General features: G+C 38.6%; 20 protein-coding genes. 5 read left to right on the top strand and 15 right to left on the bottom strand.

Annotation, left to right across the window (positions count from 1 at the left end):
• Positions 1-15: 15 nt before the first annotated feature.
• The 4 genes from dsbD to ACSC9N_RS00625 all read right to left on the bottom strand — a co-directional run bounded on the left by dsbD (position 16) and on the right by ACSC9N_RS00625 (position 3,703).
• On the bottom strand, positions 16-1,842 hold the full coding sequence (dsbD, locus tag ACSC9N_RS00640; protein WP_395474998.1) for a protein-disulfide reductase DsbD: 1,827 nt from the start codon (positions 1,840-1,842) through the stop codon (positions 16-18).
• A 19-nt stretch (positions 1,843-1,861) separates the two neighbouring features.
• Positions 1,862-2,632, bottom strand: a complete 771-nt coding sequence (locus tag ACSC9N_RS00635; protein WP_114836392.1) for a transporter — start codon at positions 2,630-2,632, stop codon at positions 1,862-1,864.
• Between the two features lie 14 nt (positions 2,633-2,646).
• Entirely contained in the window at positions 2,647-3,189 is a 543-nt protein-coding gene (locus ACSC9N_RS00630; RefSeq protein WP_004978318.1) for a hypothetical protein, read from the bottom strand.
• A gap of 139 nt (positions 3,190-3,328) precedes the next feature.
• The gene (locus ACSC9N_RS00625; protein ID WP_094148409.1) at positions 3,329-3,703 is read right to left on the bottom strand and encodes an HPF/RaiA family ribosome-associated protein; all 375 of its coding nucleotides are present in this window, start codon (positions 3,701-3,703) and stop codon (positions 3,329-3,331) included.
• Between the two features lie 691 nt (positions 3,704-4,394).
• Here ACSC9N_RS00625 and ACSC9N_RS00620 point away from each other — a divergent pair.
• Together ACSC9N_RS00620 and ACSC9N_RS00615 are read left to right on the top strand one after the other, a co-directional pair.
• Positions 4,395-5,126: an outer membrane protein OmpK gene (locus ACSC9N_RS00620; RefSeq protein WP_395474997.1), complete on the top strand. Its 732-nt coding sequence runs from the start codon at positions 4,395-4,397 to the stop codon at positions 5,124-5,126.
• Positions 5,127-5,222: 96 nt separating this feature from the next.
• A complete protein-coding gene (locus tag ACSC9N_RS00615; protein ID WP_035326298.1) occupies positions 5,223-5,729 on the top strand; it encodes a GNAT family N-acetyltransferase in 507 nt (168 codons plus the stop codon).
• Here ACSC9N_RS00615 and ACSC9N_RS00610 read toward each other — a convergent pair.
• Positions 5,718-6,224, bottom strand: a complete 507-nt coding sequence (locus tag ACSC9N_RS00610; RefSeq protein WP_395474995.1) for a DUF1877 family protein — start codon at positions 6,222-6,224, stop codon at positions 5,718-5,720. The genes ACSC9N_RS00615 and ACSC9N_RS00610 overlap by 12 nt on opposite strands.
• A 196-nt stretch (positions 6,225-6,420) precedes the next feature.
• Here ACSC9N_RS00610 and ACSC9N_RS00605 point away from each other — a divergent pair, with 196 nt between their 5' ends.
• On the top strand, positions 6,421-7,143 hold the full coding sequence (locus ACSC9N_RS00605; RefSeq protein ID WP_395474994.1) for a hypothetical protein: 723 nt from the start codon (positions 6,421-6,423) through the stop codon (positions 7,141-7,143).
• Between the two features lie 116 nt (positions 7,144-7,259).
• Here ACSC9N_RS00605 and urtE read toward each other — a convergent pair whose 3' ends face one another.
• From urtE to ACSC9N_RS00575, 6 genes are all read right to left on the bottom strand, one after another.
• Positions 7,260-7,958 (bottom strand): urea ABC transporter ATP-binding subunit UrtE, encoded by a 699-nt coding sequence (gene urtE, locus ACSC9N_RS00600; RefSeq protein ID WP_395474992.1) that lies wholly within the window; start codon positions 7,956-7,958, stop codon positions 7,260-7,262.
• Positions 7,959-7,968: 10 nt separating this feature from the next.
• Positions 7,969-8,787: an urea ABC transporter ATP-binding protein UrtD gene (gene urtD, locus ACSC9N_RS00595; protein WP_004691767.1), complete on the bottom strand. Its 819-nt coding sequence runs from the start codon at positions 8,785-8,787 to the stop codon at positions 7,969-7,971.
• Entirely contained in the window at positions 8,784-9,857 is a 1,074-nt protein-coding gene (urtC, locus tag ACSC9N_RS00590) for an urea ABC transporter permease subunit UrtC (RefSeq protein ID WP_005401483.1), read from the bottom strand. The genes urtD and urtC overlap by 4 nt, the downstream gene beginning before the upstream one ends.
• 4 nt (positions 9,858-9,861) lie before the next feature.
• Complete coding sequence (gene urtB / locus ACSC9N_RS00585; protein ID WP_201701902.1) at positions 9,862-11,493, bottom strand: urea ABC transporter permease subunit UrtB; 1,632 nt, start codon at positions 11,491-11,493, stop codon at positions 9,862-9,864.
• 96 nt (positions 11,494-11,589) lie between these two features.
• Positions 11,590-12,873 (bottom strand): urea ABC transporter substrate-binding protein, encoded by a 1,284-nt coding sequence (urtA, locus tag ACSC9N_RS00580; protein ID WP_395474991.1) that lies wholly within the window; start codon positions 12,871-12,873, stop codon positions 11,590-11,592.
• A 518-nt stretch (positions 12,874-13,391) separates the two neighbouring features.
• Positions 13,392-13,856 (bottom strand): 3'-5' exoribonuclease, encoded by a 465-nt coding sequence (locus ACSC9N_RS00575; RefSeq protein ID WP_255031896.1) that lies wholly within the window; start codon positions 13,854-13,856, stop codon positions 13,392-13,394.
• A 193-nt stretch (positions 13,857-14,049) separates the two neighbouring features.
• Between ACSC9N_RS00575 and ACSC9N_RS00570 the strand changes: the two genes are divergently transcribed.
• Both ACSC9N_RS00570 and ACSC9N_RS00565 read left to right on the top strand, forming a co-directional pair.
• Positions 14,050-15,246: an AAA family ATPase gene (locus ACSC9N_RS00570; RefSeq protein ID WP_255031897.1), complete on the top strand. Its 1,197-nt coding sequence runs from the start codon at positions 14,050-14,052 to the stop codon at positions 15,244-15,246.
• A gap of 4 nt (positions 15,247-15,250) precedes the next feature.
• On the top strand, positions 15,251-17,659 hold the full coding sequence (locus ACSC9N_RS00565; protein WP_439036099.1) for a S8 family peptidase: 2,409 nt from the start codon (positions 15,251-15,253) through the stop codon (positions 17,657-17,659).
• A 496-nt stretch (positions 17,660-18,155) separates the two neighbouring features.
• On the opposite strand, the gene ACSC9N_RS00560 is transcribed toward ACSC9N_RS00565, so the two are convergent.
• The 4 genes from ACSC9N_RS00560 to istA all read right to left on the bottom strand — a co-directional run bounded on the left by ACSC9N_RS00560 (position 18,156) and on the right by istA (position 25,003).
• Positions 18,156-21,128: an NACHT domain-containing protein gene (locus ACSC9N_RS00560; RefSeq protein ID WP_439036098.1), complete on the bottom strand. Its 2,973-nt coding sequence runs from the start codon at positions 21,126-21,128 to the stop codon at positions 18,156-18,158.
• A 478-nt stretch (positions 21,129-21,606) separates the two neighbouring features.
• Entirely contained in the window at positions 21,607-23,064 is a 1,458-nt protein-coding gene (locus tag ACSC9N_RS00555; protein ID WP_419283680.1) for a TniQ family protein, read from the bottom strand.
• Positions 23,065-23,210: 146 nt separating this feature from the next.
• Entirely contained in the window at positions 23,211-23,984 is a 774-nt protein-coding gene (gene istB / locus ACSC9N_RS00550) for an IS21-like element ISAba8 family helper ATPase IstB (RefSeq protein ID WP_034686254.1), read from the bottom strand.
• Complete coding sequence (gene istA, locus ACSC9N_RS00545; RefSeq protein ID WP_439036097.1) at positions 23,984-25,003, bottom strand: IS21-like element ISAba8 family transposase; 1,020 nt, start codon at positions 25,001-25,003, stop codon at positions 23,984-23,986. The genes istB and istA overlap by 1 nt, the downstream gene beginning before the upstream one ends.
• Between the last annotated feature and the right edge of the window lie 139 nt (positions 25,004-25,142).

Raw genomic sequence — 25,142 nt, 5'->3', positions numbered from 1 at the left:
CCTTCTCCCTCAGGTTTAAAAACGTTGTAATTGAGCTAAAAGTTCAGCCTCAGTAAATGCACCGGTTAAACGTAAACCACGAATTTCTTGTTGTGAGGCATCTAAGAATAAATAGGTCGGTGGTCCTAAAATATCCCACTGGTTTAAGAGCAGTTGATGGGTTGCATCGTAATGACTCAAATCTAATTTGATCAAATAATACGGCGCAAGCGCTTGCTGTACCGTTGCAGACTTTAATATACGGTGTTCAATCGGCTGACAAGCAACACACCAATCAGCATAGACATCGATAATGATCTTTTGACCTTTTGGTGCTTGTGCCAAGAGCTGCTTAAACTCCGCTGCTGTCGCTGCCACATGCCAACGCGCAGATGCAGCCATTGGTGCTTCAAAGAAACGCTGACTCTGCTGATATTGGCTATAAGCAATGTACGTCCCGCCAATGACTAGAGCCACAATGTACAGCATACGCAATTGTGTTTTATGCCACATCAAACGATACAACACATAAATAATAAAGCTCAAGCCTAGCAGCAGACTCAGTGCTTGCATCCATGTTTCAGAAAGCAAAGGACGCACAAAATACAGCGCTAAAGCCAACATGATGAAAGCAAAGAATACCCGAACCTGATTCATCCACAGCCCAGCACGAGGCAATACCTTAGCACCCAGTACGCTTGCCAATAACAATGGTGTCCCCATACCAAAGCCTAAGGTGAACAGCAAAATGGCCCCTTGCCACTGGCTTTGTGTCTGCGAAATAAACAGTAAAGCGCCTGCCAAAGGTGCCGTCATACACGGTCCAACCAACAGCGCAGAAATCATGCCCATAATCGCAGCACTGATCAGACTTCCACCCTTTTGCATAGACTGGATATGATCAAGTTTATTCACCACGGCTTGCGGCAGTTTAAGTTCAAACAAACCAAATAGATTGAGTGCGAACAAAACAAAAAGAATGCTAAAAGCAATCAGGGTGGATGGCTGTTGTAACCAACGCTGAAAGTTCAAACCTGCAGATGAGGCCACCAAGCCCAAAATGGCATAGACCATGGCCATACTGCACACAAAGACCAAGGCAATCATCCATGCTTTGAGGCCTTTGCTATCGCGAATAATTAAAGAGGTTAAAATCGGCAACATCGGTAAAGAACACGGCGTAAACGCCAGTAATATCCCGAGGCCAAAGAACAGTAATAAACCATAGGCCAACGAGCTTTTGGCTAACTCTTCAGACCAAATTTGATCTTGCGCAGCCATCGTATCAGAAGCTGTTGCGGCGGGTTCAGCAGTGACTGTGGGGTTGATCGGCTCAAATTGCGGATTCGATTGCGCGGCTAAATCTAACAGTCGTTTTGATCCACCTGCTTGGTCTTGTAGGCTGACCAAACCATTTACATCCGTTTTAAACTCAATGCTTTGCGGCGGATAGCAAATACGATCTTTGGCACAGCCTTGCCAAGTCACCTTATAGGTCTGCGAGGCCTGTGTATCTAAGTCAAATTGCACTTGTTGATAATAAACTTGGGTGTGTCCATAGTTTTCATCATACAGATCATGCGCAGGCGGTAGCTCAAGCTTAAGGGGCTGACCCGCCTGTTGCACTTCAAATTTGTGCTGATACAGATAATACTGTTCAGGAATATTCCAGTGCAGTTGAGCCTTATGCTCAGTCGTGGATTCCACTGTAAATGGAAAAGCATCTTCAGCTGAAAGAAGTGGAGTTTCCGCATGAACGTTTAGGATACTGGCCCAGATACACAGATTGATGATCAATACTGACAGCGCCAGATACCACGTTTTGCCGCTCATCCCCTGTTTCAGATGAAGATGCTTTTTCATAATATGTTCTTTTTTCTAATTAAAATAAGTATGAAACGCCAAGGCCTGAATAATAACTTTTATCTGCACCATTTAAGTCGACACCAACACTTGCGTCCAACTGCATCCGATTATTCACCGCATACATGACACCTGTACCGAGCGCATATTCATTGTCTTGACTTTCTGCTTTACGATAAACCAATTCAGAAAAACCGCTGAGTTTATCGGTAAATTGATATTCTAAAGTCGGAATTGCAGAAATGGCCCAATCACTATTTTGCACTTCATAACGCATAGTGATGGATGTCGACACGAGGTCGCTATAATCGTATGCCACCACAGATGACAGACTATAAATATCATCTTCATTGGTGAAACCATCATTACCTGTGGCAATAATCGCTTCAGCCAGTACCGCCATAGTCAAGCGTTCATCATCCAAAGGAATCGCCGCTTTCACACCCACACTGACATCACCCAAACCATCTGTTTCAGACTTATTGCCTGCCACTTTCATTTGTTGCCAAGAGGGCCCAGCCCAACCCAATTGCAATTCGATGTTTTCAGCTAAACCTGTGCGCAATAACATATCTGCATTTAAGCTGGTGGTTTTGACTTTTTCACCATCAGCCGTGGTCGATTCAGCATAGTGCGCATTGGCCAAGCCCTGCTCCCAAGCCAACTGCCCCACAGGCGTAATCCCTGTCCCTATGCCCGAACCTGGGCGGTCAAAGGAAAAATCTGCAGCCATCGCATTCATACTGAACCCAGCGGCTACACATAAACCTAAATGTTTTAATTGCATCATGATGATCTCGCTGTTTAAGCTAATTCTTTTGTCATTTTTGCACCATGCTGACGAAGCAACTCTAAAGTTTGCTTTTCTTCAGCCAATGCTTCGGCCCAATTAATTTCGTCAAACTCACAATCAAAGAATAAATCGCTAATTGAAGATAAAATAGTTAAGCCATCTTCATCTTTGGTGTTTGGATCGACTTTTTCGTCCAACAAACGCTTGACCGCTGGCGCACATGCAGCACTTGCAGCATCCCAAAGTGGGCCATAAATTTCTTCTGTATCCCACAAATGCAAGTTTGCTTTGCCATGAATCAGTTGTTCTAAAATATCTAAATGTACCGCTAGAGTCTGTTGTTTTTCTTGTTCTGACAGTGGTGCACCTGCTTCATACGCTTCGCAAATCGCTTCCCACCATTTGAATAAGCCGTCTGACCAAACAGAAATCACAGGTCCTTTTTCAGGATCGATAAAATTGAGACTTAACCCATCGGTCAATAGACGTTGAACTTGTTGAAGATCTAATTCTTCAAGTGCTTGCACGAAAGCTTGTTGTTGCGCGGTTAACATGGAGATGACGCTCTTCAATTCAGTTTATTCTATTATGCCGAATAAACGGGATATTTGTTATCCGTAATGTTGGATAAAAGTGAGTGCCCAGCATTAAAAAAGCCCCTGATTGAGGGGCTTTTTTTAAATTCGGTGAGGTTTAATCTTCCTCATCATCAACTAGGCCATCATCCTGATCTGCATATACAGGTTGGCCAGTACGCGGTTTATCATTTTTTTCAAAGGTATGTTCTAAACTACGTTTCAGGCGATCGATCGCGCCATGAATCGCAGTATCGACATTATGACCTTTATGATTTACAACCACGGGTTTTAAACCTGCTGGACGCGCTTCAATCATACATTGAATGTCGTCATCTCCGCCTTTATGGCTATTGGCATCACTTAGATGCACTGAAAAGTGGGTAATTCGCTCACTGTGACGTTGAAATTCTTGATTCAGCTCTTCGCGTATATAACTAATTAAACGGTCACTATTTTGAATGTTTTTATCTGTACGGATTTCTATGTTCATAAAATAACATCCTCTCTCTTTCTTTATTCGACTCTTTTTTTGTACGAAGATTTTTATCTCTTAGCACACTTGTAACTTACTGTTTTAACAGTATTCGACCATCTTCAATTGCTTTGGAATGTAACCTCCATCGATTGAATGATGAACACTTTTGAGTCTGCAGATCTGTGTCCTTCTCCTTTGAATATCGGGCCTAACTGAAAATTATGCAAGTGATATTTTTAAAAAAATATGAAAAGGATACTTATTGTGACAAGCCCTTACTTGCATGGCCAGAAACAGATGGATTTGATTCCATCTTCTCGCTATTCAGGTGACTTCATTGGCTAGAATGAACAAGAAAAATCTAATGATTATGACAACTTCAATTACGGCAGGAATGACTCCACTCATCGATCATTCACTCTTTGCAAACATCCCCAAATAAGTGCAAACGCTGTTCCATTCTAGGATTTTCCCGAGCTGTATCATGTCGATATTGCTAAATTTATTATTCAATCACCTAACATTTTTTCCATGAAGGTCCATATCAAATTAAGTGTCATGCCTGAAAGGCAACATTAAACCATTTGGTAAAAAAAGTATAAAAAATGGCTCATTTTGATATCTATTTTCCATGACGTTCGTCAAATTTGGCTTTATTTTTGCTTAATAATCGGTATCCTGTATCCGATTTTTTGGGGAAATATTCATGAAACTGACTCAACTTGCTGCTTTCTTAGCATTATCTTCTGCTGCGGCAATCTCTCAAGCTGCGCCAATTTGGCAAGACTTTAGCATCACTGGTTTATATGGTGAAAACTACAAATCACCGTTCGAAACTGAAGACGAAAAGCTTGAGCAAACAACCATTACTGCAGAATACGCAGCGGGCTTCAAATATGGCGATTTCTTCGCTTTCGCTGACCGTACCAACAACGATGCTGATGGCAATGGAACTTACTTTGAAGTTGCACCACGTTTCAGCTTAGGTACAATGACAGGAACTAAACTTGAGCTTGGCCCAGTTAAAGATGTGCTAGTTGCAACGACATGGGAAGGCGGTGAAGGTTTCAATAACTACCTCTATGGTATTGGTTTTGCCTTAAATGTGCCATATACACAGTATGCAAACATCAACTTCTACAAAGCAGATAACGACCTGACTGATGATGATTATCAAATGACTATCACCTATGCAGTACCGTTCAAACTTGGTTCTGAAGACTTTTTAGTTGATGCCTTCCTTGACTGGTCAACTGCTGAAGATGACCATGCAAGCGAGTTAAACTGGACTAGTCAGTACAAATGGAATGTAGGTAAACACATTTCTCCAGATACACGCCTATACGTGGGTATCGAGCACTCAGTTTGGAATAACAAATACGGCTATAAAGGCGTTGACCAAAATGACGTAAGTGCGTTAATCAAATACCACTTCTAATTCACTTTTGTGAATATCCAAAAGCAAGACTTCTGTCTTGCTTTTTTTTATGCAAAAGCAGCATGATAAAGCCCCAACGCATACAACCTTGCCTTCATGTCTTTTCTCATTCGTCCAGCTACTGAACACGATCTGCCCGCGATCCAAAATATTTATAATGCAGAAGTCTTACATGGCATGGCCACTTGGAATGAACATGCCTATGATTTAGCGCATTTCCAAAAACAATTACTACACTTTCAACAAAACCAATTTCCATTTTGCGTGGTGGAAGACCAAGAAACGCAGGCCATTGCAGGCTTTGCAGACTATGCCACCTTCCGTAATTTTTCAGGCTATCGTTATACCGTTGAGCACTCAATTTATATTTCACCCAACTATGCCCGTCAGGGCTTAGGTCAACAGCTTTTAGCGTATTTGATTGAACAAGCAAAAATGCAGCACATGCATGTCATGGTTGCAGGGATTGACCACGCCAATCTGGCTTCAATTGCTTTGCATGAAAAGTTTGGCTTTGTACAAACTGGCTATATGCCCCAAGTCGGACAAAAGTTTGGGCAATGGCGTGATCTGGTGTTGATGCAACTGCTGTTAAATCAGTGAGGTCGGGACTAACTTGTCACTGGTTACGCTAATTACGGCATATGTATGCTTGGCCGCATGTTCATAAAAGTTTCTGAGCTGAGCAAAGACTAAACTCAACTCGGCAAATTGCAATTCAATCGATTCGGTCTGGATGCCATGTTCCTGTCCTAAGCGTTTCAAACAATTGGTTTGCATATGCTTTTTAAAGTCTTCGATATCCAGTTTTTCTAAAGCTTCCTGGACTTCAACCACACGCACCGCGGTGTTATAACGTACCTCTGTAAGTTGTTTTTGGCGCTCTGCCAAGTGATGCTCGGCTTGCACACTCAAAGCCAGTAAAGAAGTGCCAGACTTAAAACTGCCTTGCAATAAGGTCTGTAAGATTTTCCAGTTTTTACCTAAAAGCAGATGTGACTCGATGTGCTCCGAATTCAGCACATCGTCGACAGAAATAGATTCTAAAATCAACGTTTCCAAAGCATTGGGCGGAATACTTAATAATAATGTGTCCATATGGCTGCTCTTATTGTTGTTGCTTTGCACTAGCTTAACGCGTCTAAAAGCACACTGCTCAAACAATTTGTATGAGTAATTTTTCAGTTTCCATCATTACTCTATCTTAAATAATTGCGAGCTCCTAAAGATTGTCCCTTTACTTCGAATAGCTCCCTATGTTTTATTCAAAGCATAACGAAAATGGAATCAAATCATGCCTAAGTATCCATTCTTGATTGGACTTTTAACTGTAAGCACACTCGCTTCAGCAGACGACACCTTTGAACAAGAACTTCGCCAAGGTTGTGCCAAAATCAAAAGCTCTGCCAGCACTGGTAAGAAATTTTATGATCAAAAACAATATCAAAAAGCGTTAGAGCAATTTCAGTATCAGGCGACGTGGTCTTCTTTTTGTTTAATGAATCAACCTGAAAGTGGTGTATCCCTCACTGAACGTGATGTCGAAATTGCCAACAACAATGTCGGTTTAAGTTATAGCAAGTTGGGAAAACCGCTTTGGGCTAGAGCATGGTTTTTGCGTAATGCTGAGTCGAAATCCAGTCAATTTAATTTAAAGCAACTGCCACTCCCTAAACAGTCAGCAACACTGGCAGGTAAATATGTGCAGTATGCAGGCTTTGGGCAGTGGAATCAGATTGAGGTAAAACCGCTTAAGAATGTATATCAAATTGAATTTAATGGTCTTTATATGGGACTACGCAGTCTCATCTATGGACCCAATATTGGCGAATTTGAAACCACCATGCCGCTAAATCGAACTCAAGCGCAATATCAGGTCGATGACTGTAAAATAAATTTAAAGTTCGCCTTCGATCCCAAAATGGGACACACCATCCGTGTCAGCGAAACCAATACAATGAGCTGTGGTTTTGGGCACAATGTTTCGGCAGACGGTATATTTCTAAAAGTAGACTAAGATCGCGATTCAAGATTCAAGATTCAAGATTCAAGATTCAAGATTCAAGATTCAAGATTCAAGATTTTCATTATTCTCCCCCCTCTCTCTTTGGAAGAGGGGGAGAATAAAAAAGCTTAAATCGCTACCAATTCTCGAATACCTTTTGCAGGCATTTCACAGCCTGCCCCTTGCGCAATCACTTGTCCACGGGCCATGACGGTATATGCATCGGCCAGCTCCTCGGCAAAATCATAAAACTGCTCGACCAAAACCACCGCCATGTCGCCGCCATCCGCCAGTTTACGAATCACTCGGCCAATGTCTTTGATAATAGAAGGTTGAATGCCTTCTGTAGGCTCATCCAAAATTAACACCCGAGGCTCTGATGCTAAAGCACGCGCAATCGCCAGTTGCTGCTGCTGCCCCCCTGATAAATCCCCACCTCGGCGGTGCTTCATTTCATCTAAAATTGGGAAAATTTCATACAAATGCTCAGGCACTCTTCGAGTTTTCGCTCCCTTAAACTTGGCCATGCCAATCAGGATATTTTCTTCAACCGTTAAGGTTGAAAAAATATCACGCCCTTGCGGCACATAAGCCAAACCTTCACGCACGCGTTGCTCGGGACTCATTTTCGAGATGTCCTGACCATCAAGTAAAATCTGTCCGGACTTAATCGGTAAAATCCCCATTAAACATTTAAGTAAAGTCGTTTTCCCAACGCCATTACGCCCCAGCACCACGGAGCACTCTCCTACAGGTGCTTGAAAGGAGACATCTCTTAAAATATGGCTGCCACCGTAAAACTGATTGACGTCTTTGACTTCTAACATGGTCGGCTCCTTAACGTCCTAAATATTTCTCAATCACATCTTCATTGGCCTGTACCTCAGCCAATGTACCTTCGGCTAAGATCGCCCCTTGAGCCAGTACCGTCACCTTCTCACTGATGGTGTCGATAAAGCTCATGTCATGTTCAACCACCACCAAGGTGTGATTTTTCTTCAGTTCTAAACATAGCTCAGCTGTTCGTTCCGTTTCGGCATCGGTCATACCGGCCACAGGTTCATCAAGTAGAATCAACTTAGGACGTTGCATAAGCAACATACCGATTTCCAACCATTGCTTTTGCCCATGTGACAACAGCCCCGCAGGTTTGTGTACCCATTCTTCGAGTCGTATTTGAGCCAAAGACTCATCCAAAGCCAGCTGTGCATCGGGGTCAAGTTTGCTAAAAAAGCTTTTCTTCACCCGCTTATCTTTTGGTGCAGCAAGCAGTAAGTTTTCCATCACGCTAAAGTTTTCAAATACCGTTGGTTTTTGAAATTTACGTCCAATGCCTGCTTCCGCAATTTGCTCGGTACTCATCTTGGCCAAATCATAGTTTTGCCCAAAAAAAGCAGAGCCTTCTGTCGGTCGGGTTTTTCCCGTAATCACATCCATTAGTGTGGTTTTACCTGCCCCATTGGGCCCAATGATGCAGCGTAGCTCCCCTTCTTGGATGTATAGCGATAAATCATTTAAGGCACGAAAAGCATCAAACCAAACACTAACTTTTTCCAAGTACAGTGCAATCCCATGACTGAAGTCGGCACCTTGTTCTTTGGGACGTCCATAGCCGTCTGAAGCATGGCCACCATGAGGTTGTATTAGCTCACTCATTCGCTACGCTCCTTTTTAAAACGGTCAAATAGACCAATGACACCTTTGGGTAAGAAAATGGTGACCACAATAAATAGAGCACCCAAGATCAATAACCATGCTTCTGGATAAGCCACGGTGAAATAGGTTTTCACGCCATTAATTAACCCTGCACCCAAAATTGGACCAATCAAAGTCCCACGCCCACCCGCAGCCACCCACACCGCCATTTCAATCGAATTAACGGGGTTCATTTCACTCGGGTTAATAATGCCAGCCTGAGGCACATACAATGCTCCTGCAATACCTGCAATCACTGCGGACAGCACCCATGCAGAAAGCTTGTACCACAGCGTACGATAGCCCAAATACTGCAAGCGGTTTTCACTGTCCCGAATTGCCCCCAGCACACGACCGTAGGGTTTATTCATGAGATGACGCAACCCCACGAAGCACAGCATCAACACCAAAGCCGTTAAGGAACATAAGGTGGCACGCATGGGTGCAGAAGTGATGTCCATGCCTAAAATAGTCTTAAAGCCTGTAAACCCATTGTTTCCGCCAAAGCCTGTTTCATTGCGGAAAAATAACAGTGCCGCAGCAAATGTCATCGCCTGCGTAATAATCGAAAAATACACGCCTTTAATTTTGGAGCGAAAGGCAAAGAAACCAAAGATGAAGGCCACCACACCGGGAACCAACACCACCAAGGCCAAAGCCCATAAGAAATGATTGCTACCCACCCAATACCACGGCAGTTCAGTCCAGCTTAAAAAACGCATAAAGTCAGGCAGGCTGTCACCTGCCGTCTGGCGCATCAGATACATGCCGAAGGCATAACCACCAAGGGCAAAGTACAAGCCATGGCCTAGGCTTAAAATGCCTGCATAACCCCAAACCAAGTCCAACGCCAAAGCCACCAGAGCCAAGCACATGATTTTGCCAATCAAGGTGACCCAATACGCAGAGAGATGAAAGGCTGAATCGACTGGTAGTAAATGTAACCAAGGCAGGATCAGCATCACCGCAAAGCAGACCGCAATAGCGAGCGCACTATAAGGTTTATCGGAAAATAAAGAAGTGATTTTCATGCGCTTACTCCACAAAACGGCCTTTGATGGCAAACAAACCTTGTGGACGTTTTTGAATAAACAAAATCACAAGAACCAGTAGAATAATTTTTGCAAGAACAGCCCCCATCCCAATTTCAAGGACCGTACCGCTGATCCCTAAACCAAGCGCCGCCAGCACAGCTCCCCAAACTTGTCCTACACCACCCACCACAACGACCAAGAAAGCATCGATAATATAGTTCTGACCCAAATCAGGCCCAACATTGCCCACTTGTGCTAAGGCACAGCCCGCTAGACCAGCTAAGCCTGAACCCAGCCCAAAGGCCAACATATCGATACGGCTAGAGCGAATACCAACAGCACGTGCCATTTGACGGTTTTGTGTCACTGCACGAACAAACAGACCAAAGCGAGTTTTATTAAGCAGGTAAACCAACAGCAGTAGCACCGCAATCGTAAACACAATAATGGCAATCCGGTTATACGGCAGCATTAAACTTGGACTCAGCGCAATACCGCCCGATAACCAAGAAATATTCGAGACTTCAACATTTTGTGCGCCAAAAATCATCCGCACCAATTGCATCAAAATCAGACTGACCCCAAAAGTGGCCAACAAGGTTTCAAGCTGACGACCGTACAGTGGACGAATCACCGTCCGTTCAATCAACATGCCAATCAACGCGCTCACCAAAAAGGCCGCAGGAATGGCAGCAATCAAATACCAATCGACATAGCTACCCAAGTAGGCCTTAAACAGGCTTTGCACCACATAGGTGGTATAAGCCCCAATCATAATCAACTCACCATGCGCCATATTAATCACACCAAGCAGACCATAAGTGATGGCCAACCCGAGTGCTGCTAGCAGTAAAATGCTGGCTGTACTGAAACCAGAAAACACATGCCCTGCCCATTCACTGGCCTGAATCCGTGTTTTAATCTGACTTTTGGCATCTACCAACACAGCTTTGAGTTCGGGGTTCAAGTTTGATTGAGTTAAAGCTTGCTCAACCAGTGCCAGCACCTCGGGACGGTTGGAATCGGTAAGGACTTTAGCAGCATGAATTTGGACTAAAACATCTGGACTTTCAAAGTCGAGGCGCGCTTTAAGCTGCGCCAAGCGCTGTTTAACTTTATTATTTTGTTCATGCAGGTAGAGCTGATTAATCTGCGCAACATTCAGTTCAGACAGATTATTTTCTAAAATATCAATGGCTGCTAAACGTTGGGCAGATTCTTCAGATTTTAATTTGGCCTGTGCTTGTCCAAAGTTTAAGGCTTTACGTAAAGTGTTTACCAAAGTCACCTGAGACAAATCCGCTGGCCAAGTTTCAATCACTTGCTCATCGGGATAACGCAATAATTTTTCATTATTTTTTAAAATATACGTCGTGCCTACACTGTCCCGATACAGCTCATCACTGTCGATCAGTGCCACCAGTCGATCAAATTCTTCAATCGTCCCCGGCCATTGGTTGAGCATGGCACGGCGCTCAGCAAACTCAGCTTTGACAAAACGTTGAATCGTATCATTCGATGCTGATACGCTTTGGGTCTGAGCAGCAAGTTGAGCCTCTTCAGCCCAAATACTGCTACTCACGAGCTGTGCCATTGCGCACAACAGTGCAGCACAAAAAAAATTAAGATTCATAATATGACTTCCTTAAGCTTGCTTAAAACATCTCAAATCGAGATGTGCTTACTGAAAAGCCCACAGCGATCGCAGCAGGCTCAACGCTTAAGAAAATTATTTAGGAATGTACGGACTCCAAGGTTCCGCCTTAATCACATTTGGTGTTTTATAGACCACGTCAAACTGACCATCACCACGAATTTCCCCAATCATCACTGGTTTTTGTAGGTGATGATTTTCAGCATCCATTTTTAAGGTATAGCCTGATGGTGCTTTGAACTCTTGACCAGCCATCGCAACACGAACTTTATCAACATCGGTGCTGCCTGCTTTTTCAACCGCTTGCTTCCACATATTGATGCCCACATAGGTGGCTTCCATCGGGTCATTGGTCACGATTTTGTCAGCATTCGGCAGCTTATACTGCACCGCATACTGCTTCATTTTATTCACAAATTCAGTATTGGTCGGGTTTTTCACCGACATGAAATAGTTCCAAGCAGCCAAATGTCCAACCAATGGTTTGGTATCAATACCACGGAGTTCTTCTTCACCCACAGAGAAAGCCATGACAGGAATATCTGAAGCTTTAATGCCTTGGTTACCCAGCTCACGATAGAACGGTACGTTAGAATCACCATTGATGGTTGAAATGACCGCAGTTTTCTTACCTGCAGCAAATTTCTTCACATTACCAACTATGGTTTGATAGTTACTATGACCGAAGGGGGTGTACTCTTCCATGATGTCCGCATCGGCCACACCTTTGGACTTCAAGAACGCACGTAAAATTTTATTGGTGGTGCGTGGGTAGACATAGTCCGTACCGAGTAGCACAAAACGCTCAGCTTTGCCACCTTCCTCACTCATCAAGTATTCCACCGCAGGAATCGCTTGTTGGTTTGGCGCAGCACCCGTATAAAAAATGTTTTTAGACTGTTCTTGCCCCTCATACTGCACGGGATAGAACAATAAACCATTCAATTCTTCTACCACTGGTAACACAGACTTACGCGATACCGATGTCCATGAACCAAAAATCACCGCGACTTTATCTTGGGTAATGAGTTGACGTGCTTTTTCAGCAAATAAAGGCCAATCAGATGCAGGATCAACCACCACAGGTTCTAATTTTTTACCCAGTACCCCACCATTGGCATTAATTTCATTGATGGTCATCAAGGCCGTATCTTTGAGTGAGGTTTCAGAAATTGCCATGGTGCCTGAGAGCGAGTGCAAAATTCCGACTTTGATGGTGTCACCACTGCTCACTGCCGCTGCTGGCTCAGACGTTGCTGTTTCCGCTTTCTCCGCAGGTTTTGAACAACCTGTCAAAGCAATAGTCCCCATCATTGCAGTTGCAAGGAATGCTTTCGTGAGTAATTTTTGTTGGAACATCTTGATTTTCTCCAAACTTGAAACTTAGGGTGCATTTTGCAATGCATGATTGTTATTCGTGCTATGAATGCCAATTCAATTTCTATGCCAAGCGGGATTTAATGATATACAAATCATTATCAAATTTTTAATTATTTTAATATTTATCAATAATTTATTAATTTTTAAATGCACTGCATTTTAGGTGGATTTGCGCCCAAATGGCTACTTTTCTGCATACAAACTTGTATACATCATGTGTTCCAAATCAATTCATTTCGCCTAATTCAGTCGATTGATCTGGAAAATTGTGCACAGATTAGGCGCAATTTTATTGCTCATCTGCGCAGCAAAAAGCCCGCCATATGCGGGCTTTTTGATTTTATCCTTAGCCGTACTTAATGTCAGTTGTAGGATAACTTTATAAAAAAATAGCCTAGCCCCCGCTCAACTAAGCCTTTTGAAGCATAAATCTATAAATTAAATTGTAGGATAATATTATAAAAAGCCACTTTTTTGTGGCTAATTTCAATGCCAACTCACTTTACAATCTTATGGGCGTACTTCAATGCATAATCTATGCTCAAAGCTCTAGCATCAGCTAAAGCATTGTGGGGAATCATAGAGTTCTTCGTAGTGAGTGACAAATCGAGTAAGAAACCTAATACTGGAACATTGATACATTGCCCTTGTCCTAAGAGCAAAATACGGTTAAATAGCTCTATATCTGAAGGATAGTCAGCTACGATAGTAATGTGCTCCTCTTGTTGAGAGTCTACCTCCCATAAGAAACTGCACAACTTGTTCACTAACTCCCATATAGGAATAGCTGATTGTCCTAAAATTGGCAGGACATGTTGTTCAACAAAAGGACCAGGATCCTTACAGCTCACCACCTCATAAAACTCATATTTGCCGTCGGCAGACACTAAGCCTAATGAAATCAATTCACCTGTACCTTGATCATGCCAACCATTAAATTCACAATCCAAGAATAAATACATTTTTTGTCATCGGAACACAAGATATATTTAAAATATGCTTTTAGTTATAAAAAGTATAGTTTTCTTTATATAAAAACCAATTTTTGGCATAAGTTCACGCAAAAACACAATATTTATCTGATTTTTTGCTATATAATACTAGAAATTAGTTATAGTTTTTTATTTTTTGGAATAGAAAGCAATTAGGTGGAACATGCAACATTATTCAATTGTTGTCGCTATATGCAGAGCAGCACTACAAGTCGAAAATCCAGCCATATCAGGTCATGTTGAAAGGTTGATAAAAGCTTTGGAGAAAGATGAAGAGGTAGATCAAGTTGCTGGATTAAAAAAGCTTTTACAAGCTAAAAAAAAGAATATAGAAATCTTGCCGAGCAGAGTTATTCTTTCATCAAATGCTTTAAGTGGTGAACAATTGATTCCAACAGTAAAGGCTCCTGTTGATAGAGAAACAAGTGCACCATTAGCCGAAATTATTTTCCCTAAAGCTAAGCCTATAACTTTGCCAATTTTCGAAAGCGGATTGGCTTCAAGTATCAATAATATTTTGGATGAGTGGAAACATGTTGATAAATTAAAAATGAAGGGAATTGAGCCTGCATTATCTTTGATGCTTTTTGGAGCGCCTGGTACGGGTAAAACACTATTAGCACACCATATTGGTGAAACATTAGGATTACCTATTATTGTGGCACGCCTTGATGGATTGCTTTCATCATTTTTAGGTACAACAGCACGAAATATTGCAAATCTTTTTGCTTTTGCAAATAGATATAAATGCATCTTATTGTTAGACGAATTTGATGCAATTGCTAAGTTACGTGATGATCCGAATGAACTTGGTGAGTTAAAAAGAGTCGTAAATACATTACTCCAATGTTTAGATGAAAGAAGTAAGATAGGATTTACTATGGCTATTACCAATCATGAATTACTTCTAGATTCAGCTATTTGGCGTAGGTTTGATTTAAGAATCGAAATTCCAAAACCTGTTGCTTTAGCACGACGTACCATGTTACAGAACCACTTTAACGATTTAATTAAAATAACAGATGTTCAACTGGACTTTTTAGTATGGTTATCAAAAGGTTATAGCGGATCAGATATTGAGAAATTGGCATTCTTTATTCAAAGGAAAATTGCTATTCTAGACAAAGAATTTCATTTTTTAGAAACAATTAAAGAATATTTGCGTTTGAATGCAAACACAAATAGTAATGATCGAAAACAAAAGGTATTAAGCTCACCTGAAGAGTTGGCTCAAGTGTTAAGCCATGATACTGAGTTAGGGTTTTCACAGATGAAAATAGCTCAACTATTTGGCGTAACACAGCCTAAAATTAGCAAAATGTTAAATTCAAATAAAGATATCGTAGCTTTAGAAGGATAAAAATATGAGTAATAACCCAGTACAAATTGTCCTAAATACACAAAACTATGTAGTGGCCAATAATAAGCCACCAGGTGGAGGCCATAAGGATTTTTATGCTGGGCGTGATGAAGATTTCAAAGATCATAAGCAAAATTTGATTGATGAAATTCAATATCTTAAAAGTAGTAAAATGCTCAAAGATAATGAAGTTATATATGCTACTGTTGAATTGCAATCAGCTGCATGGGCTAAAAGTCATAAACCAACAGATAAACTTTTTCCTTTAAAAAAAGTACGATCTATTGGTGGCAATGAGCTCGGACGCTTAATTGTTGAATTATCTGAAGAAGATCTCCAAACAGCTGAATTAGCTGTAATCTCTGCTGAAGAAAAAACAAATTGGGTAAAAGATAAAAAAGGTAAACTAGTTGCTAAACCAAGTGCTCAAAGGAGTGAGGTTGGTGCAATTAGTACAATTAGAGCTTATTCAACCCAAGAGCGAAGAAATTTTACGATAGAACAAGCTTGGAATTGGTTAAGTGATGCTAGAACAGGTGGAGCTTATTATATAGAAACGTTCTACTCAGCTGATTTTGTTTCACAAACTGTTAATGACAAGCAGAAGAGCCAGTCTTTAAAGTTATTGAGAAAATTTAAAGCTAGCTTAACTGGATTAGATATCCCAATTTCTGTAACAGAAGTGAATAAGGATTGGCTTTCTAACACTTTTTTTGTAATTAAAATGAATCGCCCAAATGGAGCAACACTTGAAGATCATGAGTCATTACTTGCCTTTTTAGATAATTCACAAATTGTCAGATCTATCTTTCTTCCACCAATTTTACAAGCATCCAATGAGTCCACAGTTAGTGAATCTGTTTATACTTTGAATTTACCGCAAGCAGGTAAAAATTATCCTGTGGTTGGAATTATTGATTCTGGTGTTGCTGACATTGATGCCTTAAATTCATGGAGTATTGGGAGTTCTGATTTTGTATTTCCAAATATGAAGAAAACTGATCATGGTACATTCATTGCTGGACTTGTAAGTGCAGGTAAAGAGTTAAATCCTCTACCTGAGTTAGAAGAAAGTGAATGTAAGTTTTATGATTTGGGGATATATCCAGATGAAAAGAAATTTTCATATTACTATCCAAATGGGTTTATAGATTTTCTTGAGCAGCTTGAAATTGAAATAGCAGATGCAGTTTCAAAAGGGGTTCGTATTTTTAATATGAGTTTGTCTGTTGAAACTTTAGTTGAGGATACCCGCTATAGTTTCTTTGCAAATACAATAGACCAGATATGCGACAAATATGATGTAATTTTTGTATTGCCAGCAGGTAATTTAGATCAAAATACTGTAAGAAAACCTTGGCCATCAGATGATAAAGATGCTTTGCAAATGCTTGCAGAGTATAGACATTCAGGAAAAGATAGACTTTACCAACCAGCAGATAGTCTACGTTCTATTACAGTAGGCGCTTTAGATCCAAGCTCAATGACAGGTCATGTAAAACCAGCCCAGTATACTAGAAAAGGACCTGGTCCATCATATGGAGCAAAGCCCGATATTGCACATGTGGGTGGAGGGTTAACAAAATCACATGGCCTTTATTCGATAAGCCCTGATGGCAATTTATGTCAAGGTTGTGGTACTAGTTATGCTGCTCCTTTAGTAGCAAAAACGCTTGCAGCACTAGATTTTGCAATTGAAGGAAAAGTACTAAGAGAAGCTTTATGTGGATTGTTATTGCATAATTCTGAAATACCAGAAATATTACAATCGAAAAATTTAAAAAGAATTGCAAAAGATTACGTTGGGGTTGGATTACCTCAAAATGCTAGTTCATCACTATTATTAAATAATCATGAAATTACAATGGTTTTTAATGGTGAAGTTGGGCATAGACAGCAAATGGTTTTTGATTTTGCATGGCCATCTTGCCTAGTTACTTCAGAAGGGAAATGTCTTGGTAGTGTGAAAATTACGACAGTATATCGTCCTCCTATTGAACGAGAAAATGGGGCTGAATTCGTTCTAGTAAATATAAACACATGGCTAAGACAAGCTAAAATTGATAAAAATACTGGAAATATCTCTTATCGTGGAATGATTCGAAATGAAAAAGCAGATAGTGGTTTAGAAAAAGAAAGAATTGCACAAGGAGCTAAATGGTGGCCAATCAAACAATCAAGTGATGTATTTATTGAAGGCGTGGGACAATCCTCACAATGTCGTTTAGTGGTAGAGCCATTAACTAGAGCGGATTATGTAATTAAAGAACCGATACCATTTAGTGTCATAGTAACAATTAGTGATCCTAATCAAGTAGAAGATGTATTTAATGCTGTCCGAAGCCAGTTACAGTCCGAGGGTGTCCAGCTTTCTGATATTAGAACAGCATTGCGACCACGTTTACAGTCTTAGAAAGATTTAATTTTTAGTAATTAGAATGATTATCAAACTGACGTAGTTTTAAAACAAGCAACCTTAATATCTATGATGGATTTAAATTTTTTAGCGTGGTTGAATATTCCAATAATATTAATATATTGATACTTCTATTCTTCTTTAGAAAATCATTGATTTTTAAAGAAGAATTTAATAGAAAATAGTCAGCGGATATAGTTTTTTCTTTTCCCTAATTTTTTTATACAGGCTAAAGAACAAGGATATAGCAATATTTTAGTGAAATGAAATTAATTTTTTCTAATTCTTTGTCATGATAAAATAGTTAATGCTTCTTTTACAAATAGGAAAATAGCGAATATTTCTATTAATTCAACACATTAATTGATAGTATTTTTTATTTTTTTAATAGCATGTATGAAAATTTGAATTATTTGTATTGCAGACTTATTCACTAATAAATAAGTCTGCAATAATAAATTTATCTATATAAAATTATTATTAGAAATTTTATCTACTCTCTCATCATTTTTTTAACTCGTTCAAATTCTACACAGGTCTGATTCTCTTCCATAATTTTTCTAACACCATCAAATTCCTCTGAAATATAATAGTGTGGCTCTTTCCGTTCACGTGTTGTTGTAATCTTTTTCTCTTTTAAGAAAGAGATAGATAATAATTTATCTAATAGGGCATAATTATTTTTAAATCTATTATTTACATTTTGCTTAGGTATAATTTTAAAACCAATTCCTTTCCAAAAAAAGCGTATAACATCTCTCAAAAATTTATCATTTAAGTCTCTCTCCTTTACTCCTTTTTCTTTTATTTCATCAAAATATCCTTGTAAGCCATCATACCTACAAGTTGAATTATCAATATTATTTTGTGTAAGACTAGATGAAATTTGAGAATTTTTGCGCAATTTTGGCAAGAAAGTACTATTTCTAAAATAAGTATCTTCATCAAAATCACATTCAAAGAAATTTTCAAAATGACAATTGTTAAATTTCAAACCTTTAAAGTCAAAATTTATTTTTTTATTGATAGTATGTAAATTAATTAAAGAAAAATTTTCAATACATTTTCCTGTCATGAATATATCCTTTAATAATGCAGTTCGTGCTTCTTTACTGTACTCATTATTTAATAGCAATAGTATAAAGAAAGAAGATGTGATGTGTTTTTTATTAATATTAATAATATCTGAATATTTATTCGGGTCTAATTCAGTTAAGTCGGCTAATAGAAGATATAGATCAGATTTAAGTTTCTCTGTATCATTAATTCGAATCTTTAAATCCTCAACAAAATCATTATCATAATTGACATAGTCTTTTAAAATATCAATTAAATACGAGTTAAGGTTCGATAACTTAACATCATCTTGCTCAAAAAACACACATAAAGATAATTCTTTAAAGTATTCTTCAAAAAAGTCATATCTAAAGCTCAAGATGCCATCTAACTCCTTTAATAAAGGATGAGCATTAAACTTGGTTAAATTCTTTTGAGAGAATTTTTTAGATAGTAATTCTTTTAATTGTAATTGATTTAAAGTTCCTGAATAACGAAGTGCCATATCCATGAATAATTCTAATTGTTCATCAATATTAGTATTATCTAGTTTTTTAATTTCTCGTTCACAAACTTTACCTATTAGAAAGTCATGTGTATTCTTGAATGATTTTAATAGTTTGCTATCAAAACTAGCTTTACCTAAGCCTTCCTCATCAGAAATAATAATTTCTCTTATCATATCAAGTATATATGGAACATAACTACCACTGATTTCATAATCACGAGCCATATTTATAGCTTTTTTTTGCTTACTACCATCATCAAATATCTTTCTAAAATATTGTTCAGCTAGATCTTTATCAAAAGGTAATATTTCAATTTCACTTATATTATTTAATTCAACTAAATCATTACTCCAAAAACTGTCACGGCAGGTAATAATAATCTTTGTTTTTCCTAAACTTCCTAAATACTCTGTAGTGATTGAATTCATGAGTTTCACTACATCAAAGTCACTACCTTTTTTAGCAATAACTTCATCAATACCATCCAAGACAATTACTAAATTACCATTATCAGCAGAAAGACTAAATGTATGTCTATTAAATCTTTTTTTAGTATTATGTACTTCTGCTAATACTTGATAGAAGTCATATAAATCAGTTATTTTTCCTGAGGACATTAATTCATTAATAATTCCATGTGAATTAATAAACAAATATTTTGTATCATTTACATCAGGAGTTAAGACTCTATTTTTCTTATGAATCTTGTATATAAACTGCCTAGCAACTGTTGTTTTTCCAACACCACCAGGACCTTTTATAACTAAAATTGGACTTTCATCATTTTTAATCCATTCGTCAAAAAATAAATCTGATTTTATTTTCTCTCCATTAGTTTGTTTAATATCAGGTGAAATATATACATTATGAGATGAAGGTTTTTCAATAGAGAAAATCTCTTCTAACAGTTCTTCCTTATAAATTTTACTTATAGAAAAGTTTTCTAGGTATTCAACTTTTACAGCTTTTTTGTTTTTTTCAAGCTTTTCTTTAAATAATTTCTCAATTCTATCCAGATCAATAGTACCTCCTACTCTATTTTCTTTATCTACTAAAATAAAAATATTTGAAGCTTCTCGTAGATTTTGTAAATAAAATGAAAAAATATTATTAATAGTTTTTTCTTGGCGCGTGAAAGAAGTTATATAAATAAAAATTTGAGCAGGATTTAATTCTGAAAGTACTTCAAATATTTCAAAATAAATTCCAGATTTATTTCTAGCTTCTTCTCTTAAATGAACGGTAGCAGAAGGAAAGTGTTTAGTTTGAAATGCTTCAACAATCCTTCTAATACTTCTTTTATCTCGCTTTTGAATATTTCTACTATTTTTTTCGACAATATTTATTAAAGTACTAGTCTGATTATTAGGTAATATAGAGTTTCTTGGTGAATTTTGTTTAATTGATCGTACAGGAATAACATTTTCTTTCATACCATCTGATAAATCTCTTTTTAGAGTAATATAGAATGGTGCATGATGTAATGTTAATAATAGCAATACTTTTCCTTCTACATTAATAGTTTCAAATTCAAAAAAATCATCTATATTAATTATATTATCAGTCGAACTTATTGAATAATTACATGTGGTTTCTAATCGTGTAATTAGATCTGATTTTAAATTTTCTAAATCTAGCAATTCTTTTAAATCATCACCATCTGAATTCGTAAAAAAATTGTTTTTTTCTGCTGTTTTTTCATTAAACCCAAAAATAAAATACCTAGGAGAATCATTATTATCATATGTATTAAACATCGAAATAAAATCTTTTAAAAACTCATCCCAACCTTTCTGTTTTAAATTTTCTCTTTCTAATTTCCAGTACCAAAATGATTTAAATTCCAAGCATAAACTTTCATCTTGTTGCAATAGCTTTTCTAATAAAATTTGGTGTTCCATTAATAAAATCCATTATAAAAATTACAGTTGACCTTCCAACAAATAACCAGAGTTAAAATAGAGGATGAAAAATCTTTAGAGAAAGGTTACTTCATTATTTTGATGTAATACTCTGTATGTAATTGTAACCCTGAAAAAAATATTTTGCATCATCTTGAATTCCTACCAACACCACAACGATCACTATTTAATCAAAAATAGTGATGAGCTAATTTTAAAATTCAATATGAAATGATGTACTTAAATAAACTTTTCTGTGTTTTTTCAAGTACAAAAATTATTTCGCTATTACTTGTTGATACGATCACTATTTTTCTTTTAAATTTTTTATAGTCTCTTTTTTCAATTAAAGAAGTAGTATTAATTTCAAAATTTACACAATCAAGAACCCTCAGATGATTTTGTATTAAATCATCTGAGAACATTTATAATTTTTTTATCATACTAAATTATTTTTTTCGAAAAAATTAATAACTATTTAGATTAAAGCAAAATCTGTAAATTGCTTAAAACTTAAAGGACGATCAGCAACGTAGAGTTGCCCAAACTCAATCTGCCCAGCTTGCATAGCTAGAACTAATCGAACTATTGAGTAGCCTCTACGCTGCATGCTTATCATTGAGAGTGATCCCGAAAGTGTGGGGCTCTTCCGTGCTTTCTGGCTCAAGCTTACTATCAGCTCTTGGCATTGTGCTTTATCAATGATCCAATCCCGGTTGAACGTATCTGGGCGCTGAAACGTATGTAATATACCGGCATCTAACAACTGCTTTAGCTGGTATCTTGTGAGCTGTAATGCCTCACAAGCCTCATCCATCGACCAATTTGAGGATATCTGTATTGCAAGGCCCTCAACCTGTTCACGGGAATAGTGCTTTTTCCCTTCAAAAACACGAGGTGTAAGCTTTTGTTGTTGTACTAATTTATCTACTCTATCTGGATGGCAATTAAGAATTTTGGCAGCTTCCTTTCTGGAAACAACATTTCGTTCTCGGGTAGTTAACTGGATGCGTGTTATACGCTTCGATTCTAAGACACTAGGCCAATAATTCTCTATGTAATGGTCAAATTCAACTTTGATCCGAGCAATTCCCTTGTTTTCACTCTGACGATGTAGAGACTCATATAAATCCCTAAAATGTTTATGTAAGCCACCGACTCCTTTATTACTCATCGGATGCTCAAGATACTGGTTGAGGAACTTGTAGTAAGCATCTGGCCAATTCTCAAGCATTGCCCATACGTACTGATAATGTTGAGCAAGCTCACTATTCGTCATTGAAAGAGGTTGAAACGAACCACCCAATAACCTTGATCTATAATGAGCAATAAAATGCATTACGCTAAGAGACTCTCGAAGCTCCAAACCTTGCAGAATTTCAGGGTAAGTAACACCATTTCTACCATTCAATAATGCTTCAATATATTGGCTGAGTTTGATTGCCTCAGACGGAGCAACATTACTTAATGAGTTGATAACATCAGTATCATCAAACTTATTTAAATACCTACGATACCAATTCAACCGTTTGCTAGTACCAGAATGCATATCTATCAATAATTTTCCATGTCGCACACATGCAAGGTATGGCAATAAGCTCCATTCAAATCTACAGAATCCAAATTCTTCAATACAATCTGGACATACTTTTGGATATTTAACGATTAGATAGGGCGTATCAATAACATTTTGAAAAGAGTGAGATATTGGCTCAATTTTAGAGGAGCAAGTTGCTAACCCAAGCTGCAATAAATACACATTGAGATCAAACTCACCAGTTAAAATCTGATGAACTGGTACACGATTATTTTTCCAAGCCAAACCAGCGTGACGCAGCAAATGACCTATGTGCTTAAAGCCATTTTTCTCTGATATTCGAATCAAATAACTAACTAAGCATTCATTTGGTTCGATGCTAGGTCTGGCGAGAAGCATCTCAATGATCTCACAATCGATAATAAAATATCTAATAGTTACTGAGATCTTAATGCTATCAGCCTATCTATGTGTCAACGGCAATTTAAAACTGACCCCTTTTACCTTAAAAACAGCAAAGTAAAATTGACCCCTTTGATGATTTATTAAGACTCAATTTGTGGTTGAATTCCTACTCTCTTTTTATCTTTTAGACGATAACTCTCACCCGATATCTGTACCACATGACAGTGATGTAATAGCCGATCTAACATCGCAGCGGTCAACGTAACATCATCCGCAAATGACTTAGACCATTGGCTAAAGGGTAAGTTACTCGTCAATATCGTACTGCCTTTTTCATAACGCTTGGCAATCACGTTAAAGAACAGATTCGCTTCTTCACGTCCAAACGGTAAATAACCAATTTCATCGATAATCAGTAACTTTGGTCCCAGTACCGCACGTTGCATATAGGTTTTCAATTTACCTTGCTGATAGGCTGTACTCAGTTGCAGCATTAAATCCGCTGCGGTAATGAACTTGATCTTAATGTTGTTCATGATGGCCTTATAGCCTAATGCCATAGATAAATGCGTTTTTCCTACTCCGCTAGCCCCGAGAAACACCACATTTTCTGCTCTAGCAATAAAGCTCAGATTGAACAGTTCAATCACCTGTGATTTAGGGGCCCCTAGGGCATAATTAAAATCATAGTCTTCCAGGGTTTTGACTTGAGGCAGGCCTGAGAGTTTCATCAGTACCTGCTGGCTACGCTGTTGCCTGGCAGCATATTCATGCGTCAAGATCGCTTCAACAAAGTCGGCATAACTTCCATCCTGACCTAATGTTTGTTGTGCATGATGTGACCATTGTGATGCGATGGCAGGCAGATTAAGCTTTTGGCAAAGTTGCTCTATACGGTCGTATTGCAGATTCATCAGGAAACTCCCAGCAACTGGTCATATACCGATAAGGGATGCTGCAAACTCTCGTAGGGCATGACATGCTGTGCTGCTGCAACAGGTACAGTGCTGGAACCTGTATCTGATTGCGGTAATGGCGTAAATTTTTGCTGCTCCTGTTGCAGTCGAACAGCCGGTTTTTCTTGCGTGGTGGCATGAATCCGCTGATTGGCGGTTTCATGCAGCCACCGGCCAATGTGGGCATTGGCGACATCAACATCTAACAGTAAACCCGAAGTCTTCAGGCTTGCTTTCAATGGCACAATAAAGCTTGATTTGAGGTATCCATTAAAGCGTTCAACTTTGCCTTTGGTCTGTGCACGGTAGGGCTTACATACGCGGGGACGAAAGCTGTATTTCTTGGCGCAGTCGAGCAGTTTGGGGTTCCATTTATGATGCCCCTCCTGATAGGCATCCCGTTCAATCATGATCGTTTTAGCGTTATCAAACAGGATTTCCTGAGGTACTCCTGCAAAGAACTGAAATGCATTTTCTAGACCATCGATCCATGCATCGGTACGTTCATGATCATAAAATTTCACGAAAGTCGCTCTGGAATACCCTAATGTTGCGACAAAGGCTTTTAAAGTCGTGTTGTTGCGTCGAATTGTCGTGAAATCTACCTGCATTTGTTGGCCAGGTTGGGTTTCAAAACGAATGATCGGTTCCGGTTTGGCAACTGGTTTTAATGTTGCAAGATATTCCCTCAAGATCCTGATCTTTCCTGGATATCCCAACCTTAAAATTTCCTGGTAGAGCACGACAGCAGGAATCCATTCAGGATGAGCTGCATTTACACGTTGGAGTAAATAGGGTTTATATGGGTCAAGGATACTTATTCTAGGCTGTATACGCTGATACTGAGGTGTGGTGTTTTGCCGTAAATATTTACGTACGGTATTTCTGGACACCCCCAGTTCACGACTAATGGCTTTAATAGATTTACCTTGTTGATGAAGTATTTGGATTGTCACTGCTTGCTCCAAAGTTAACATGTTGAGCAGTCCAAAATGACCGCTATATTAACCAAGGGGGTCAGTTTTTAAATGCCATTAGGGGGTCATTTTTACACTGCCGCTAACATATGGAAAGCTCTTTCATCCCACTATAGTTCCGGAAACGTTTCATTAGTTT

Origin of the sequence: Acinetobacter sp. PC34, from assembly GCF_051789135.1 — a bacterium.
GTDB lineage: Bacteria > Pseudomonadota > Gammaproteobacteria > Pseudomonadales > Moraxellaceae > Acinetobacter > Acinetobacter johnsonii.
Note: the sequence above shows the minus strand (reverse complement) of the source record. Positions and strands in the feature narration are given on the sequence as shown.

Bases quoted from the DNA above. Each gene is read 5' to 3' on its own strand.
- dsbD (WP_395474998.1), bottom strand. From the start codon at position 1,842: ATGAAAAAGCATCTTCATCTGAAACAGGGGATGAGCGGCAAAACGTGG.
- ACSC9N_RS00635 (WP_114836392.1), bottom strand. From the start codon at position 2,632: ATGATGCAATTAAAACATTTAGGTTTATGTGTAGCCGCTGGGTTCAGT.
- ACSC9N_RS00630 (WP_004978318.1), bottom strand. From the start codon at position 3,189: ATGTTAACCGCGCAACAACAAGCTTTCGTGCAAGCACTTGAAGAATTA.
- ACSC9N_RS00625 (WP_094148409.1), bottom strand. From the start codon at position 3,703: ATGAACATAGAAATCCGTACAGATAAAAACATTCAAAATAGTGACCGT.
- ACSC9N_RS00620 (WP_395474997.1), top strand. From the start codon at position 4,395: ATGAAACTGACTCAACTTGCTGCTTTCTTAGCATTATCTTCTGCTGCG.
- ACSC9N_RS00615 (WP_035326298.1), top strand. From the start codon at position 5,223: ATGTCTTTTCTCATTCGTCCAGCTACTGAACACGATCTGCCCGCGATC.
- ACSC9N_RS00610 (WP_395474995.1), bottom strand. From the start codon at position 6,224: ATGGACACATTATTATTAAGTATTCCGCCCAATGCTTTGGAAACGTTG.
- ACSC9N_RS00605 (WP_395474994.1), top strand. From the start codon at position 6,421: ATGCCTAAGTATCCATTCTTGATTGGACTTTTAACTGTAAGCACACTC.
- urtE (WP_395474992.1), bottom strand. From the start codon at position 7,958: ATGTTAGAAGTCAAAGACGTCAATCAGTTTTACGGTGGCAGCCATATT.
- urtD (WP_004691767.1), bottom strand. From the start codon at position 8,787: ATGAGTGAGCTAATACAACCTCATGGTGGCCATGCTTCAGACGGCTAT.
- urtC (WP_005401483.1), bottom strand. From the start codon at position 9,857: ATGAAAATCACTTCTTTATTTTCCGATAAACCTTATAGTGCGCTCGCT.
- urtB (WP_201701902.1), bottom strand. From the start codon at position 11,493: ATGAATCTTAATTTTTTTTGTGCTGCACTGTTGTGCGCAATGGCACAG.
- urtA (WP_395474991.1), bottom strand. From the start codon at position 12,873: ATGTTCCAACAAAAATTACTCACGAAAGCATTCCTTGCAACTGCAATG.
- ACSC9N_RS00575 (WP_255031896.1), bottom strand. From the start codon at position 13,856: ATGTATTTATTCTTGGATTGTGAATTTAATGGTTGGCATGATCAAGGT.
- ACSC9N_RS00570 (WP_255031897.1), top strand. From the start codon at position 14,050: ATGCAACATTATTCAATTGTTGTCGCTATATGCAGAGCAGCACTACAA.
- ACSC9N_RS00565 (WP_439036099.1), top strand. From the start codon at position 15,251: ATGAGTAATAACCCAGTACAAATTGTCCTAAATACACAAAACTATGTA.
- ACSC9N_RS00560 (WP_439036098.1), bottom strand. From the start codon at position 21,128: ATGGAACACCAAATTTTATTAGAAAAGCTATTGCAACAAGATGAAAGT.
- ACSC9N_RS00555 (WP_419283680.1), bottom strand. From the start codon at position 23,064: ATGCTTCTCGCCAGACCTAGCATCGAACCAAATGAATGCTTAGTTAGT.
- istB (WP_034686254.1), bottom strand. From the start codon at position 23,984: ATGAATCTGCAATACGACCGTATAGAGCAACTTTGCCAAAAGCTTAAT.
- istA (WP_439036097.1), bottom strand. From the start codon at position 25,003: ATGTTAACTTTGGAGCAAGCAGTGACAATCCAAATACTTCATCAACAA.